We start from the raw sequence: 15,411 nt of genomic DNA, 5'->3' as shown, positions 1-15,411 counted from the left end.
GTGTGGATTTGTGAATGATATCAAGGGGACGACTCTCGTGCAACCGCTTGCCTCAACAGCTCGCTCAGGCTATTTCCCAAAAATGATGTCCATACGAATCGGTATAGTCATTTTCGCCGTCCTGTCTGTTCTGGCCCCATGCGCCTTTGCCGCCGAACTGTGGACTGCGTCGGAGCTTGCCGGACGCCCCGAAGAGCGCCGGTCCGGCGGTCTCCATCCGCCAGATCTCACTACGCCTGCCAGGACGGTTCCTTCTGTCCAGCCGGCTCCGCTCCCCGCGCAGCTTCGCGGCTCGATAAGGCGGGTGGACACCAAGGGCGAGAAGCTCGTGGCCCTGACCTTCGACCTCTGTGAACTCTCTGACCAGCGTGCCGGGTACGACGGGGCCGTCGTCGATATCCTGCGATCCGAAGGCGTTCCCGCCACGTTCTTCGCCAGTGGCAAGTGGTTGCGCTCGCACCCGGAGAGGGCCATGCAGCTTGTGGCCGATCCGCTTTTCGAAGTTGGCAATCATGCCTGGACCCACGGCAACTTCGGCGTGCTGGACGCCACCCGCATGCGCGAGCAGATCGCCTGGGCTCAGGCGCAATACGAGTTGGTTCGGGAAGACCTGATTCGCCTGGCTGCGGAGCGCGGAGTGACCGGGATGGATGCCCGCGTCCCGCCAAGCATCCGCGTGTTCCGTTTCCCCTATGGGAGATGCAGGCCGGAGGCCTTGAACATGCTGGCCGAGATGGGGCTGGCCGCTGTTCAGTGGGACGTGAACACCATGGACGCCTCGAAATCCCGCACTGGCGCCGAAAATGCGGCCACGGTTGAAAAAGGCGTGAGGCCGGGTTCCATCGTGCTGGGGCACGCCAACGGCAACGGCCATGGCACAGCCGAGTCCTTGCGCATCATCATCCCCTCGCTTCGGGCCAAAGGGTACCGTTTCGTCACAGTGAGCCGGCTCCTGGAATCCGGAGCGGCCCAGACGTCCCAGGAATGCTTCGATTCCCGCCCGGGAGATACCGCCGTGTACGATTCTATCTTCGGCGACGGCACCGTGCACCCACGTTCAAAACAATAAGCGCCGGTTTCGTAAGCTTCCCTGGGCAGTCCCACGGGAACGCCGTTCTTTTTCCACCCATTTTTAGCTGTTCCAAGCTTTCCTCCCACGGTGCGGCCTGAAAAATATTGATTTTGAATATCAATATCGATATTGAGCTGGAGCCAAACAGGGAGAAGGATTCATGAAGCTTCTTTGTGCGTTAGAAGAGTGCCGTGGCACCTACCGGTGCGGCCAGTTGACCGCAACGGTCCATCAGATAGCTGAAACCCTCGGACGGGCGGTGGACGCCAAGGACAGCCGCCTGTTCGAGCATTCGGCCCTCACGGCCGATTTCGCCACAGTACTGGCTTTGGCCCACGGTCTTTCAGCCAAGCAGACGGACCTGGTTCACATCGCCGGTCACCTGCACGACATAGGAAAGATCGGCATCCCAGACAACATCTTCCTGAAGCCCGCGAAATTGGACCGGAGCGAATGGGCTCTCATAAGGGAGCATCCCAAAATCGGCGCCGAGATCCTAAGGCCCATCGAACTCTTTTCCGCCAGGCACGGCGTGGTGGACATGGTGCTGTCCCATCACGAGCGTTTTGACGGCGGCGGTTACCCGCATGGACTTTCAGGCAGGGACATCCCGCTGGGCGGGCGTATCCTCGCAGTGGCCGACAGCCTCGCGGCCATGCTCGAGCACCGGGCCTACCGACAGCCCATGAGCCTCAGCGAAGCATTGCATGAGATCGAACGGTGCACCGGTTCATGGTACGACCCGGAAATCTGCCGGGACCTCCTTGGCAACATCGATGAATTCGCCGAGGTGCTGTTGCGTCACTCTGGCGGTTCGGCACCCAAGGAGAGACTAACGTCACGAGCCCAGGCGCGAGCTTTCGCACAAGCATTGGAGGAAACAAGCTGATTCCATCCGCATGCGAAGGCCGTTGCGGCTGCCCGGGCGTTCTAAAAAGGTGATCCTCGAGAAAGGGTAACCAAAGCATATTTGCTCACCACTTGCTTATTCGAAAGCGCTTATTTAACAGGATCAGTCATGGTCGTAAAAAGTGGTGCCCGTGTTGTTTCCGTGGATTTTTTGCGTGGACTCACCGTGGCGTTCATGATCATCGCCAACAATCCAGGAGATACCTGGCACGTCTACAGGGAGCTTATTCACGCCAGGTGGCACGGTTGGACCGCGGTTGATTTTATTTTCCCCTTCTTTTTGTTTCTGGTCGGAGTGTCCGTGGCCCTGGCGGTCCCCCGGGATAATCAGTCTGTCATGAAGAGCGGCATTTGGCTCCGGGCCTTCAGAAGAGCGGCTATCCTGTTCGCTCTCGGGCTCTTCGTGAACGGGTTTCCCTTTTTCGACCTGGAGTCGCTGAGGATTCCGGGAGTGCTGCAACGCATAGCCTTGGTCTACCTGGCCTCGCTGTGGCTGCATTCGATCCTGGATTGGCGGGGAGTGGCATCCGTGGCCCTGATCATTCTTGTGGGGTACTGGCTCCTCTGGGCCTTCGTGCCTGTGCCGGGACTAGGCCGTCCGAGCCTGGACACGGAGTACAATCTCGAAGGCTGGCTGGACCAGATGCTCTTGCGGGGTCATATCTGGGAATACGATACGACCTGGGACCCCGAGGGGTTGTTGAGCACCCTTCCGTGCATCTCGCTGGCTTTGTTCGGGGTTTTGGCCGGCCGCTGGATCAAGTCCGGAAAAGGGCTCAGTCCTTGGGCTGTGTTCGCCTTTGGCCTGACTCTGCACGTGCTCGGTCTGGTATGGGACGAGTGGTTTCCCATAAACAAACTCATCACCACCAGCTCCTTCGTGCTTTTTGTCGGAGGTTTCGGGCTCATGCTGCTGGCCATGGCCCACCTTGTCCTGGACGGCAAAACGCCAGGCGCCTGGACGGCCCCGTTCCTCGCCCTTGGGAAAAACGCCCTGTTTCTCTATGTGGCGTCCCAGATATTGACCAAGGTGCTCTACGTCACAACGCTTCCCGGGACAGTTTTCTCCGGGAAAAGCCTTCATTACTGGCTGTTCGACGGGTTGTTCGGATTCATCGGGAACAGGTATCTGGCCTCGGTGGCCTGGGCGGTGGGGTTGACCGCGGCTTTGACAGTGGTGGCCATGGTCATGAGCCGCAGGAATCTCGTGGTTAAGCTCTGAGCCTTCCCGCATCCTGGAAAAGGCTTGGAAGCTAGCCGGTGAGGCGGGAGCCAGTGGACACGGCCAGGCAGTCGCGGCCCGCGTTCTTGGCCTTGTAAAGCGCCTTGTCGGCCTCGGCGATAAGGCCGAAGGAAGAGTCTTCTCCGGACACGGTGCCTCCCGCCAATCCTACTGAAGCGGTGAGCTTCACCTGGCTTCCATCGGTCAGAAGGAGCCTGGCTTCGCGTATTCCGGCCAGCACCCGCTCGGCGACTTTGGTCGCCTCGGCAGGGGCTGTGTCCGGGAGAATCACCGCGAATTCTTCCCCCCCAACCCGCGCAGCCACGTCGGATACCCTGATGGATGCCCGGATGGCGGTGGCGGCGGTCCGCAGTGCCATGTCGCCTGCGGGATGTCCGAAGGTGTCGTTTATGGTCTTGAACCGGTCCATGTCCAGGAGCAGAAGGCAGAGCGGCTTTCCGCTTCTGCGGCTTGCCTGAACACATTCTCCCATACGCTGGTCGAACATCCGGCTGTTGGGAAGTCCGGTGAGCTCATCGAGCATGGCCAGCCGTGAAAGCCGTTCCTCTTCCCTGCCCAAAAGCCAGCCGAAGCAGCCGAAGGCCCCCATGGTTCCCAGGAACATGTATGCGAAAAGACCGGCATTCTCGCTAACAAGCTGAAGCGGCGGAATGCCCAGGGCGGCTTTGATCGCTATCCAGCCCAGGGGGGCGAAGACGGCCAGGAAGACGCCTTGAAGCGCCCGGACGCGTCTATGCTTCCGTTTCGGAGGGATGAAAAAAGGCACACTGTCGATCACGGTGAATTACCACTGTTAAGGAGAATCATACCTGATTATTCATTCATTCTAAAATTACAAGTGGGGAATGGAGAAATCATCGAGCTGGTGTTCCCTCTTTTTCAAGACGTTAAAAAATAAGTCGGCCGCGACCACATTCGTTCCAAACGATGCGGTCGCGGCCGGATTTTGGGATCTATTTCGCGGATACTAAGCTGTGAATGCGAGCGCACCGTCTCGCACATCAATCGTGACATCCTGCCCGTCGATAATCTCGCCGCCGATAAGCTTCCTGGCCAGCGGGGTTTCGATGTGGGCCTGGATGTAGCGGTGCAGGGGCCGGGCGCCATACACCGGATCGTAGGCCGCATCGACGATGAAGGACTTGGCGGCGTCCGAGAGCGTAAGCGTTATCTTGCGCTCGATGAGACGCGCCCTGAGCCCCGTGAGCATGAGCTCGATGATCTTGGTTATCTGGTCCTTGAGCAGCGGCTTAAAGAGCACCACCTCGTCCACCCTGTTCAGGAACTCCGGCCGGAAATGGCCGCGCAGGGTCTCCATGACCTTGTCGGCAGTGCCTGGCTTGAATTCACCGCCCTCCTGAATGCCCTCCAGCATGAACTGGGAACCCAGGTTCGAGGTCATGATGATGATGGTGTTCTTGAAATCCACGGTCTTGCCATGGCTGTCCGTCAACCGCCCGTCGTCCAGCACCTGGAGCAGCACATTGAACACGTCGTGATGTGCCTTTTCGATTTCGTCGAAAAGCACCACGGAGTATGGCTTGCGGCGCACGGCCTCGGTGAGCTGGCCGCCTTCGTCATAACCCACGTAGCCCGGGGGAGCACCGATGAGCCGGGACACGGTGTGTTTTTCCATGTACTCGCTCATGTCCAGGCGCACGATGTTGTCCTCTGTGTCGAAGAGCGACTCGGCCAGGGTCTTGCACAGTTCCGTCTTGCCCACGCCTGTGGGGCCAAGGAAAATAAACGACCCGATGGGGCGCTTGGGGTCCTTGAGCCCGGCCCTGGCCCGCAGCACGGCGTCAGCCACGGCGGTGACGGCCTCGTCCTGGCCCACAACCCGGTTGTGCAGCTGTTCGGGCAGGCGCAAGAGCTTTTCGCGCTCGGTTTCCAGAAGCCTGGTGACCGGGATGCCGGTCCAGCGGGAGATAACCTGGGCCACGTCGTCCGGGCCCACTTCCTCTCTCAGCATGCGCTGTCCGCCGGAAGCCTGGTCGATCTCGGCCTCGCGCTTGTTCAGTTCGTTTTCGAGCTGGGCCAGCTTGCCGTAGCGCAGTTCCGCCGCCTTGTTGAGATCGTAGTCTCGCTCGGCGTTTTCGATTTCGAGCTTGGTGTGCTCGATCCCTTCCTTGATGCTGCGCAGGCTCTCGATGGCCTTCTTCTCCCGGTCCCACTGGGTGAGGAGCACCGTCTGCTCCTCCTTCAAGCCCGCCAGTTCCTCGCGCAGCTTCTCCAGCCGCTCTTTGGAGGCCTTGTCGGTCTCCCGGGTGAGCGCGGCCTGTTCGATCTCCAGCTGCATGATGCGCCGGTTGATGGTGTCCAGCTCCGTGGGCAGAGAATCTATCTCGGTGCGGATCATGGCCGCGGCTTCGTCGATCAAATCTATGGCCTTGTCCGGGAGCTGGCGGTCCGGCAGGTAGCGGTGCGAGAGAACCGAGGCCTCCACCAGGGCCGCGTCCGCGATGCGCACGCCGTGGTGCACCTCGAAACGCTCGCGCAGGCCGCGCAATATGGAGATGGTGTCCTCCAGTGTCGGCTCGTCCACCAGCACAGGCTGGAAGCGGCGCTCCAGGGCCGGGTCCTTCTCGATGTACTTGCGGTACTCGTCGATGGTGGTGGCGCCGATGCAGTGCAGTTCGCCGCGAGCCAGCATGGGCTTCAAGAGGTTGCCCGCGTCCATGGCCCCTTCGGCCTTGCCAGCGCCCACGATGGTGTGCAGCTCGTCGATAAAGAGGATGATGCGCCCTTCGGAAGACTGCACTTCCTTGAGCACGGCCTTCAGGCGCTCCTCGAATTCGCCCCGGTATTTCGCACCGGCGATGAGCGCGCCCATGTCCAGGGCGAACAGGGTCTTTTCCTTGAGTCCCTCGGGCACGTCCTTTTTCACGATGCGCTGGGCCAGGCCTTCCACGATGGCCGTCTTGCCAACGCCAGCCTCGCCGATGAGCACCGGGTTATTCTTGGTTCGCCGCGACAGGATGCGGACGCAGCGCCTGATCTCCTCGTCGCGCCCGATCACCGGGTCGAGTTTGCCCTTCTTGGCTTCGTCCACCAGGTCGCGGCCGTATTTCTTTAAAGCCTCGTAAGTGTCTTCGGGATTGGCCGAGGTGACGCGCTGGGAGCCGCGCACGTCGGTGAGCACGCCAAGGATCTTCTCCTTGGTCAGGCCGAAGTGCTTGTTCACCTTGCCCAGGGGCGAGGAGGGCGGCTCGTCCAGAAGCGAAAGGAACAGGTGTTCCACGGAAACGTATTCGTCCTTCATGGACTTGGCCAGTTCGCTGGCTGCCACCAACACCTCGTTCACCCTGGGGGTGACGTAGACCTGGCCTGGCTGGGAACCGGGGCCGGACACCCTGGGCATTTTGCCCAGTTCGTCCTCCAGGCTGCGTTCGTAGGCCCGAACGTCGTATCCGGCGCGCTCCAAAAGGCGCGGAACAAGGCCCTGCTCCTGCTGCACGAGCGAAAGCATGAGGTGCCCGGCGTCTATCTGCTGATGCCCTAGGCGCACAGCCACGGCCTGGGCCTGGCTTATGGCTTCCTGGGATTTCTGGGTGAACTTGTTGAGGTCCATAACGTCTCCTTAAGGCGCGGTGTGTAGTATTTGAGGCCTTAGGAGGCCTCCGGCGGCCAGAGAGGGCGCCGCCCTCTCTGGACTCTCCCGCCAAAGGGCCGCCGCCCTTTGAAATCCCCTATCGCTTCGCGGTTTTCACCGGCTTGCCGGTGAAAACCGCGAAGCAACTGAGGGTCCAGGGGGATCATCCCCCTGGCGGGTGCAGGGCGGAGCCCTGCTGGGGCATGGGGCGAAGCCCCATCTCTTATATCAATCTTTCCAGATCGCGGACGCGCTGTTCCAGCGTTTCGATGCGTTCCAGCAGATCCACAATGATGGAGCTGCCCACGGTGTTTATGTCCAGGTCGTGGCAGAGCCTGGAGAGTTTCTTCACCCGGTACACGTCGCGATGCCTGAACAGGTATTCGCTGCCAACGGTGCGCTGCGGGCACAGCCAGCCAAGCTCGATCAGTTCACCCACGAAGGAGGGGTGCAGGTCGGTCAATTCCATGAACTGCGCCCAGGCGATCAGTTCGGACTTCATGGGCAGGTCCGAGCCGGTGATGACGGTGATGTCTACCATGCTGGCCTCCGTGTCCTAGTGGTGTTCGCGCGGGTTGAAGTCCGAAGCCTTGGCCAGTTTTTCCCAGAGGGAACGTTCCTCGTCGGAAAGGGTCTTGGGAACCTGGACCATGATACGCGCCAGCTGGTCGCCGCGCCCGGCCTTGCCGTTGAGCCCTTTTCCCCGGATGCGCAGCTTGCGCCCCGAGCCGATTCCCGGCGGGATGGTCATCTCGATCTCACCGTCCAGGGTCGGCACGCGCACGGTTGCACCGAGCGCCGCCTCCCAGGGCGATACCGGGACATCCACCACCACGTTCACGTCTTCGAGCTTGAAGCGCGAATGCGGCCGGATGGTGATGCGCAAGTACAGGTCGCCCGTCGGTCCGCCGCCGAAGCCCTGTGCTCCCTGGCCAGCCAGGCGGATCTTGCCTCCGTCGCGCATGCCGGCCGGAATGTTCACTGAAAGGGTCTTGGGCTTCAGGTAGGGCCGCCCGTCCGGGGCGATGGCCTCCTCCTGCAGGGTGATGGCCTTGGAGCCGCCCTGGTAGGCTTCTTCCAGGGTGAGCTCCAGGCTCGCCTCAACATCCTGGCCGCGCGAGGGCCTGCGCTGAAAGCCTCCGCCCTGGCCGAAACCGGGACCGCCGCCAAAGCCGCCCATCCCTCCGGACCCGCCGAAGATGGTCTGGAAGAAGTCTGAGAAGCCGCCCATGTCGTGCGGTCCGCCCCCGCCTCCGAAGTTGAACCGGACGTTCTCGTAGCCCGGAGGAGGCTGGAAGTTCTGGCCATGCTGCCAGTTGGGCCCCAGGGTGTCGTACATCTTTCGTTTTTCAGGGTCGCGCAGCACCTCGTAGGCTTCGTTTATGTCCTTGAACTTGCCCTCGGCCTTGCAGTCGCCGGGATTCAAGTCAGGGTGGCACTTCCTGGCCAACTTTTTGAAAGCCTTGGAGATTTCGTCCTGAGAGGCATCTCGCTTGACCTCGAGGAGCTTGTAGTAGTCTTTGTATTCCACGTGGTTATCCTTTGCGGACGTGTACGTCCCTCGGCAAGTTTACATAATAAGGCGGCTGCTTAAACCGTCAAGGGGTTCGGATAGTTAAGTGTTCGTTTTTGGCAGTATACATGATTGGGCAAGGGACGGAACAGGGTTTTCACTGGCTGGAAACCTTGCCTGGGGGGACGAGCCTTTAGGGGAGGATGCTTCCTCTGAAAAGCTTTGGGAGAATGTCTGAAGCGGGTGATGCGTTGCAATCGCCCTCAAGTCAGGCTAGCACCCCGGCATGCCCAAAGACGACTTCAACAATCCCTTCGACAAGCTCAAGGGCTTAAAGCTCAAGAAAGAGAAGCCAAAGGCTCCGGCGTTCGTAAAAAAGCCGGCGCCCAAACAGTCTATCGCGGACGAACCGGCCACGCTGGACGAGGGCGACCTTTTCGCCCAGGCCATGTCCGGCGTGAACCGCATGAACAAGGCCGACACCGGCCGCCAGATCGTCGCCAAGGCCAAGCCAGCCGTGCTCGCCCCTGCCGACCCGGACGCCGAGGCCAGGGGCATGCTCCGCGACCTGGTGTCAGGCAAGGTGGAATTCGAGCTGGAGTATACCGAGGAATACGTCCAGGGCTTCATCAAGGGAATCGACCAGAAGATATTTCGCCAGCTCAAAGCCGGGCAGTACAGCCCGGAGGCGCATCTGGATCTGCACGGGCTCAATGCGGAGCAGGCTTACGACTCGCTTCTGCACTTCACCCGGGAAAAGTACTTCCAGGGCAAGCGCTGCATCCTTCTCATACCGGGGCGCGGCATCAACTCACCCGGGGGGATGCCGGTGCTCAAGGAGGAGCTGAAGTCCTGGCTGACCAGGGACCCCCTGAAACGGGTGGTGATGGCCTTCTGCACGGCCCAGCCGCGCCACGGCGGGGCAGGGGCGATCTATGTGTTGCTCAGGCAGCGCAAGAAGACGGAAGGCAAGATCAAGTGGGAAAATCTCTGGGGGGATGATTAGCGCACTTGCATTTGATTGTAAGTAAGATTTATTTAGTTTTATTGATTGTTATTACTTTATGAAAAGCTCGATTGTATTAGTACGAGGCTCACTTTAAATTTACCATCCTGAAAAAAAGGCCAATATTCCTCATGGTTTCTTTGAAAGCGTTTGCGTTAGGCCGCGTTTTTATCTTAAGACAATATCCATACCAGGCATAAAAAATCATCAGGTAGAGCTTGGAAAAGGGCATTTTTGAAAGAATAGGGGCATACCTTCTCAGTATCGGGAAGTTGACAATCAGGCCAAACAGTTTGTGGAGGTTCTCTATCTTTTTCTTGTCAGCAGAAGGAAATTTGAGAGTAGAAATACGTTTGTTTGTACCCGTTGATTCCATCTCTAGTGTAAGAAATCCATGTTCTTTGGCGTAGTCAGCAATTGGTGTTCCTGAATATGGATAAAGTATAGACGACCATGCAAAATCAGGTTGTATTTGTATGTTTAGGTCGATTGTGCGCAGATCTGTCTCGAAGCTGTTATTGATTGGCAGTCCAGTGAGGTTTTGTGTAATAAGTTTAATGCCGATGCTTTTGATTGTCTCTGTTGCATTTATGATCTGTTTATTTGAGATGTTCCGTAAAAGAATTTCGTTTGCTATTTTTTCGTCGCCACATTCAACACCCATCCAGACAACGTATAGTCCGGCCTCGTGAAGTTTTGCCAGGGTCTCTTTTTTAATAAGGTTAGCTCGGACATTGCAGGAGAAAGGCAGCCCAATCTCTTGCTTATATAGTCTGCAAAAATTGTCGATCCAGTCTGATGGTTTTGAAAGAAAGGAATCGTCGGCAAATCCCACAAAATCTAGAGGGTATCGTTTTTTTGTTGCTGCGATCTCGGCAATAACCCTTTCTGGGGATTTGTAACGTATGATGCAACCTTTGTTCTTGTAGATCGCATTGTATTTGTTGTTGAAACAATAGGTACACTTATAAGGACATCCGCGGGATGTGAAAAATGATTTAGAGGTGTCATTGCGCAGTAATTTGTCGTCCTCAAAGATCAAATCGTTGTCTGGAATGGGCAGCGCATCGAGGTCTTCCACGAGCGGCCTAGGGTCGTTTTTATATATTGTTCCTTGGTAACGTACTATAAAATTTGGCGTGTTCCAGTAGTCATCATCGCATTTAACTCTAAGGGAGAAGTCAGGAAATGCCAAATCCCCCTCTCCAACACATACAGAATCACAGTCAGGGTCATCAATTAAATCTGGGGAAAACGTGGCATGTGGCCCGCCAAAAACAGAAATGAATTTGTGATGTGTTTTTAGATTTCTATTGAATTCTAAGGCAGCGAGATGTTCTCCAGTCATAATACTATATGCAATAATGCTAGGTCTTACTCTTCTTATGATATTCGTAGTTCTTTCAATCCCATCACATGCATGAGACAAGGACACCGAGAAGCCTTTCTGTTTCAATGAGGCAATGAGACATGCTACCCCAATGCGGGGTAACCCAATCCTATCGATATTGACAAAGTGTATATTCATGTTTACAGATAATTATCGCTGTATGTTTTCTTATATCGTTATGCTTGCTTCTGCTGTATAAGAATTTATGTCAATAGTTGGCGGCAAAAAGTAACCTTGCCTTTTAGCTGGCTCACCAGTGCAGAAAAATCATGTTCGATAAGAACAATCGCAAACGATTATGAGTAAAGAAGTTACAAATGGCAGAACGTTTGGAATTTGTCCAGCATCAAAAAATGACCGCGCCAATCGGCGCGGCCTTTGATATTACGCAAGCCTTTCAATCCGTCAGTCAGGCCGCCGCTTCCCTCTTCTGAAGTCCGTCCGGGCCAAGGGTCTGGTCGATCTCCTTCACCTTGCCCAGGGCGCGCTTCAAAATGTCCCGGTACTCCTTCATGTCCATGGGCACGTACTTGGACCGGCAGTTCACCATGGCCGCCATGTCCATCACCTCGTTGTACAGGTAGGGCAGATACAGCGGGTCCTGCTTGAGGAAGTGAAGAACCCTGTTCAACAGGTTCTTTATCTCGCCCTGGTGCTTGCCCGGCTTTTTCAGGAATTTCTCAAGATGCCGGGTGGCGTTTCTTAGCGACGAATTCCAGTTGTTGAATCTGGCCTGGTAGACCGGGCGCATGCGGGGCTGGTTGGCCCGGCGGATGGCCGCCAGGAAACGCTCCTTGGCTCCGGGCTGCGAGGCGAGAAGTCCTCTCTGGTGGCATTCCTCCACGTCCACCACCCGGCTGCCCTCGATCTCCACACCGCCGCCGTAGATGTTGTACACAGGAACCTGGGCCTTGCGCAGGTCCTTCTCCAGGTCGCGCATGGCCGACAGGTAGCCGACGTTGGAGTAGATGGTCTTGCCCCACAGGTTGGTGAGCTGCACGTCCCGCATGGGGTCGAAACTTTGAACGTGCTGGTGGGCGTGGTGGCCGGGAGCGTGTGTCCTGTCGGCTGGCCAGGAGAAATCCTGCCCGGCCAGGACGATGCGGCTTACTCCGCACCAGGAGAGAAAACGCGCCAGGGTGACGCCCACGTTGCCGCCAGCGTCCAGGACCAGTTCATGCTCGTGGAACACGTAGGTGCCGATGCCGCCCATGGTCCACAAGGGGATCTTGGGTCCGGGATAATGCTTGACCACTTCCGGGTCGAGCTTGGTGGAATAGATAAGGGGCAGGTCTTTCAGCCAGGACATGTCCTGGATGTTGTCGTAGAGCTGCATCATCTCGGGCCTGAAGTCGATGGCCAGGCAGATGTCGGGCTTTAGGCCCACCCGCTCCAGGGCGGGCAAGGTCTGCAACGCGCTGGCGTAGATGGCGTGGCCGGGCCGTTCGGCCAGTTTCGGGCCGGTATCGGCCAGGGATGGCCCCGCGCCGAGGATGACGGCGGTGGCGCCCTGGGCCATGTCCTTTAAGGGCTGCAGGCTGCCGTTGTTCATGGCGTCGGCGTAGTTCTTGAGTTCGTTGCCCACCATGACTTCCTGCTTTAAGCGCAGGGTGGCCAGCTCCACCGAGAAGTTCTCCAGCTTGCCCCGGGTGAGCTGGCTCAACTGAGCGTATTCCGGGCCAATCTGCTGGCAAACCACGTCGTTTCTCAAGTGAATGCTGCCGTAGACCAGGTTGAGGTCCAAACGCTGCACCGCGTTTTCCACCTGGTCGTGGTCGGGCACCACAAAGCGGAGCTTTCCGGCCTCCAGGTACGGGCGGTAGTCCGTCTGGCCCAGGCAGGCCAGGAGCATGTCCGCCCTGGGCTCGATAACGATCACCTTGTGCGAATCCGGTGTTCCGGTCAGCACATGGTTGAGTCCGTACCCCAGATTCACGCCCACGATGACCGTGGCGTCGCGCTCGGGCTGCTTTACCGTCCTCCAGTCGTCGTAGAGCACCGGCAGGGGCGGGCACCTTTCGATGAGGCCGGACCCGTCGTCCATGCGCCAATCCAGAATGCCCATGGAATTGACGAAGATGCGCGAGAGTGCGCCCTCGATGTCCTTGACGGCGTGGGCCAGCCAGGAGGCCACTGGTTCCTTGCGTGCGGCCAGGGTCTCCAGGTTGGCGGTGAGGTACTGGTGGAGGTTCATGCCGGACGGTAAGCAAGTTTCTTGCCAGTTGCGAATCTTTCCCCTAAACCCCAGGGGCATGGCACATCCGGATATCCTCTCCCTGATAGGTTACACACCTTTAGTCTTAATCAACAGGTTGAACCCCAATCCCAAGGTTGCGCTCTCAGCCAAGCTGGAAGCCAAGAACGTGGGCGGGTCCATCAAGGATAGAGTCGCCCTGGCCATGATCGACGCGGCCACCCAGTCGGGCGAACTCACGCCGGACAAGACCGTCATCGAGGCCACCTCCGGCAACACCGGCATCGGCCTGGCCATGGTCTGCGCCGTGAAAGGCCTCAAGCTGACGCTGGTCATGCCCGCTTCCGCCTCCGAGGAGCGCAAGCGCATCATGCGCGCCTACGGGGCCGAACTCCTGCTCACCCCCGGCCATTTGGGCACCGACGGCGCCATAGAAGAGGCCTACCGCTTGGCCCGGGAGCATCCCGAACAATACGTGCTCATGGATCAGTTCAATAATCCCGCCAGCATAGCCGCCCACTATCAGGGAACAGGGCAGGAAATCTGGGATCAGACCGACGGAGCCGTGACCCACGTGGTGGCCACGCTCGGCACCTCCGGCACGGCCATGGGCATTGCCAAAAGACTCAAGGAATTGAATCCGGCCGTCAAAGTCGTGGCGGTGGAGCCAAGGCCCGGCCACCGCATCCAGGGCCTGAAAAACATGCAGGAGTCGTATCCTCCGGGCATTTACGACAAGCGCGAATTGGGCGCCGTGGTGCGCGTGGAGGACGAGGAGGCCTTTGAGATGGCCCGCAGGCTGGCCCGCCAGGAGGGCATCCTGGCCGGCATGAGCGGCGGGGCGGCCGTGGCCGCGGCCGTTCGCCTGTGCTCCGAACTGGAATCCGGCGTGGTGGTGGTTATCCTTCCCGACGGCGGCGAGCGCTATCTCTCCACCGAACTTTTCGCCACGCCGGAGACCAAGGGCGTACGCTTACGCTCGATAGCGGACGGCAAGCAGGTTCACCTGCTTCCGGGTCCTGCCGGGCTCTACACCCTGGGCCCCAGCCTGGACGCCACGGGAGACGCCGAGTCCTGGCGGCGCATCGTTCTTCTTGACGTTTTGGCCCGACATGCCCGTTCACGCGGCCTGGACGCCCAGGTGGCGGCCGGGCTGGCCGATATGGACGACCGGGCCCTGGCCGCCGCGCGTACGGCAAAGCTCAGCCGTGAAGCCTACGTTGAGCAGGCCACCCGGGAGCTTGCCGGCCTGGCCGCCAAGCTGGGCGCCACTGTCTCGTTCCCCATGGCTTCGAATGACCTTGAGCGCATGCTGGAATTGACCCGCTCGCTCATGCGCAAGGGGTTGTGCTACGAGAAGCTTCGGTCCGTGTATTTCGACGTGGCCCGCGACAAGGGCTACGGCGGCCTTTCCCATGCGAACCTGGGCAAACTGGCCCTGGGAAAGACCGTGGACCTGGCCGCGTACCTCAAGGACAATCCGCAGGACTTCACCCTGCTGAAAAGGGTCAGCCTCCAGGATCTGAAGCTCGGCCAGGTGGTTCAGACAGAGTGGGGCGCCGTCCGGCCGAGCTGGTTCCTCCAGATGGCCGTCTGTGCGCTTGGCGGACTGTCGCGCCTTTCCGTGGTCCTGGCCGGGGAAGGCCACCTGTTCCCGCACTTGGAGAACCTCCGGGCCATCTGGAGTCTGGCCGGGGGCGTCAAACCCGAAGCCTGGCTCACCAGCGGTTCGGTGCGCGGCCCTGAAGGTGAGCCTGGTCTGGAGGGCATCGCCCAGCGTGTGGGAGGCTTCCACGCCGCCCGGCTGTGGCTTCTCTCCGTGCACTACCGCAGACCCCTGGACGCCACGGAAAAGACCCTGGCCATGTGGGCGGCCAACTGGCGCAAGGTGCGCGACGCCGCGGCCAACCTCTCGCACACCGCCCTGGGCGCGGAGCAGGCTTCCGCCGAAGCCTCGGCAGCCGTGGAAGATTTACGCCGGGAGCTTGACGCCGCCCTGGACGACGACCTTGGCCTTCACCACTTCTGGCCCAAGCTCTTCGCCTACTGCCGCAAGGCCAATGCAAGCGCGTCAGGCAAGAAGGCCTCCGCCGCCGATGCCGCCGCCTATCTGGAAGGGCTCAAGGCCGTGGACACGGTGCTTGGCATTTTGGACGATTCCCAGCTTCCCCTGGCTCGGGCCAACTGGCCAAGCCAGGCTGTGGATCTGGCGGAAAAGCGGGAGAAAGCTCGGGCTGCCAAGGATTTCAAGCTGGCCGACGAATTGCGCGCCGAGATAGAAGCTCTTGGACTCAAGGCCGAGGACACCCCGGCCGGCATGAGATTGTATAAAGCAAGGTATTAAGAGCAGGGCGCTGCCCTGCACCCGCCAGGGGGATGATCCCCCTGGACCCTCAATATGCTTCGCGGGCCTGATGACCGGGAACCGGTCATCAGGCCCGCGAAGCTATAAGGGATTCCAAAGGGCCAGTGGCCCTTTGGCCGCCGGAGGC

Annotated in this window: 11 protein-coding genes; 5 read left to right on the top strand and 6 right to left on the bottom strand. The window is 59.1% G+C overall.

Going from position 1 to position 15,411, the window contains the following annotated elements; translation table 11 throughout:
* Window positions 1-82: 82 nt before the first annotated feature.
* The 3 genes from HY795_18205 to HY795_18195 all read left to right on the top strand — a co-directional run bounded on the left by HY795_18205 (window position 83) and on the right by HY795_18195 (window position 3,203).
* Window positions 83-1,069 (top strand): polysaccharide deacetylase family protein, encoded by a 987-nt coding sequence (locus tag HY795_18205; protein ID MBI4807153.1) that lies wholly within the window; start codon window positions 83-85, stop codon window positions 1,067-1,069.
* A 163-nt stretch (window positions 1,070-1,232) separates the two neighbouring features.
* Window positions 1,233-1,961, top strand: a complete 729-nt coding sequence (locus HY795_18200) for an HD domain-containing protein (GenBank protein MBI4807152.1) — start codon at window positions 1,233-1,235, stop codon at window positions 1,959-1,961.
* Between the two features lie 129 nt (window positions 1,962-2,090).
* On the top strand, window positions 2,091-3,203 hold the full coding sequence (locus tag HY795_18195) for a hypothetical protein (GenBank protein ID MBI4807151.1): 1,113 nt from the start codon (window positions 2,091-2,093) through the stop codon (window positions 3,201-3,203).
* A 31-nt stretch (window positions 3,204-3,234) separates the two neighbouring features.
* Here the strand turns inward: HY795_18195 and HY795_18190 are convergent, their stop codons facing one another.
* The 4 genes from HY795_18190 to HY795_18175 form a co-directional block, all read right to left on the bottom strand.
* Window positions 3,235-4,002 carry a GGDEF domain-containing protein gene (locus HY795_18190; protein ID MBI4807150.1) on the bottom strand — a complete coding sequence of 256 codons (768 nt, stop codon included), beginning with the start codon at window positions 4,000-4,002 and terminating at the stop codon, window positions 3,235-3,237.
* Between the two features lie 189 nt (window positions 4,003-4,191).
* Window positions 4,192-6,795, bottom strand: coding sequence for an ATP-dependent chaperone ClpB (gene clpB / locus HY795_18185; protein MBI4807149.1), 2,604 nt, complete (start codon window positions 6,793-6,795; stop codon window positions 4,192-4,194).
* A gap of 244 nt (window positions 6,796-7,039) precedes the next feature.
* Window positions 7,040-7,357: a chaperone modulator CbpM gene (locus HY795_18180; GenBank protein ID MBI4807148.1), complete on the bottom strand. Its 318-nt coding sequence runs from the start codon at window positions 7,355-7,357 to the stop codon at window positions 7,040-7,042.
* Window positions 7,358-7,372: 15 nt separating this feature from the next.
* A complete protein-coding gene (locus HY795_18175) occupies window positions 7,373-8,347 on the bottom strand; it encodes a J domain-containing protein (GenBank protein MBI4807147.1) in 975 nt (324 codons plus the stop codon).
* Window positions 8,348-8,615: 268 nt separating this feature from the next.
* Between HY795_18175 and HY795_18170 the strand changes: the two genes are divergently transcribed.
* Window positions 8,616-9,335, top strand: coding sequence for a Smr/MutS family protein (locus tag HY795_18170; GenBank protein MBI4807146.1), 720 nt, complete (start codon window positions 8,616-8,618; stop codon window positions 9,333-9,335).
* An 88-nt stretch (window positions 9,336-9,423) separates the two neighbouring features.
* Here HY795_18170 and HY795_18165 read toward each other — a convergent pair whose 3' ends face one another.
* Window positions 9,424-10,791, bottom strand: coding sequence for a B12-binding domain-containing radical SAM protein (locus tag HY795_18165; protein ID MBI4807145.1), 1,368 nt, complete (start codon window positions 10,789-10,791; stop codon window positions 9,424-9,426).
* A 343-nt stretch (window positions 10,792-11,134) separates the two neighbouring features.
* Window positions 11,135-12,919, bottom strand: a complete 1,785-nt coding sequence (locus tag HY795_18160; protein ID MBI4807144.1) for a DUF115 domain-containing protein — start codon at window positions 12,917-12,919, stop codon at window positions 11,135-11,137.
* 58 nt (window positions 12,920-12,977) lie between these two features.
* Here HY795_18160 and HY795_18155 point away from each other — a divergent pair, with 58 nt between their 5' ends.
* Window positions 12,978-15,263 (top strand): cysteine synthase, encoded by a 2,286-nt coding sequence (locus tag HY795_18155; protein MBI4807143.1) that lies wholly within the window; start codon window positions 12,978-12,980, stop codon window positions 15,261-15,263.
* The last annotated feature ends 148 nt before the right edge of the window (window positions 15,264-15,411 follow it).

This window comes from Desulfovibrio sp., from assembly GCA_016208105.1.
Taxonomy (GTDB): domain Bacteria; phylum Desulfobacterota; class Desulfovibrionia; order Desulfovibrionales; family Desulfovibrionaceae; genus Fundidesulfovibrio.
Note: the sequence above shows the minus strand (reverse complement) of the source record. Positions and strands in the feature narration are given on the sequence as shown.

Bases quoted from the DNA above. Each gene is read 5' to 3' on its own strand.
- HY795_18155 (MBI4807143.1), top strand. From the start codon at position 12,978: ATGGCACATCCGGATATCCTCTCCCTGATAGGTTACACACCTTTAGTC.
- HY795_18205 (MBI4807153.1), top strand. From the start codon at position 83: ATGATGTCCATACGAATCGGTATAGTCATTTTCGCCGTCCTGTCTGTT.
- HY795_18200 (MBI4807152.1), top strand. From the start codon at position 1,233: ATGAAGCTTCTTTGTGCGTTAGAAGAGTGCCGTGGCACCTACCGGTGC.
- HY795_18170 (MBI4807146.1), top strand. From the start codon at position 8,616: ATGCCCAAAGACGACTTCAACAATCCCTTCGACAAGCTCAAGGGCTTA.
- HY795_18195 (MBI4807151.1), top strand. From the start codon at position 2,091: ATGGTCGTAAAAAGTGGTGCCCGTGTTGTTTCCGTGGATTTTTTGCGT.
- HY795_18180 (MBI4807148.1), bottom strand. From the start codon at position 7,357: ATGGTAGACATCACCGTCATCACCGGCTCGGACCTGCCCATGAAGTCC.
- clpB (MBI4807149.1), bottom strand. From the start codon at position 6,795: ATGGACCTCAACAAGTTCACCCAGAAATCCCAGGAAGCCATAAGCCAG.
- HY795_18160 (MBI4807144.1), bottom strand. From the start codon at position 12,919: ATGAACCTCCACCAGTACCTCACCGCCAACCTGGAGACCCTGGCCGCA.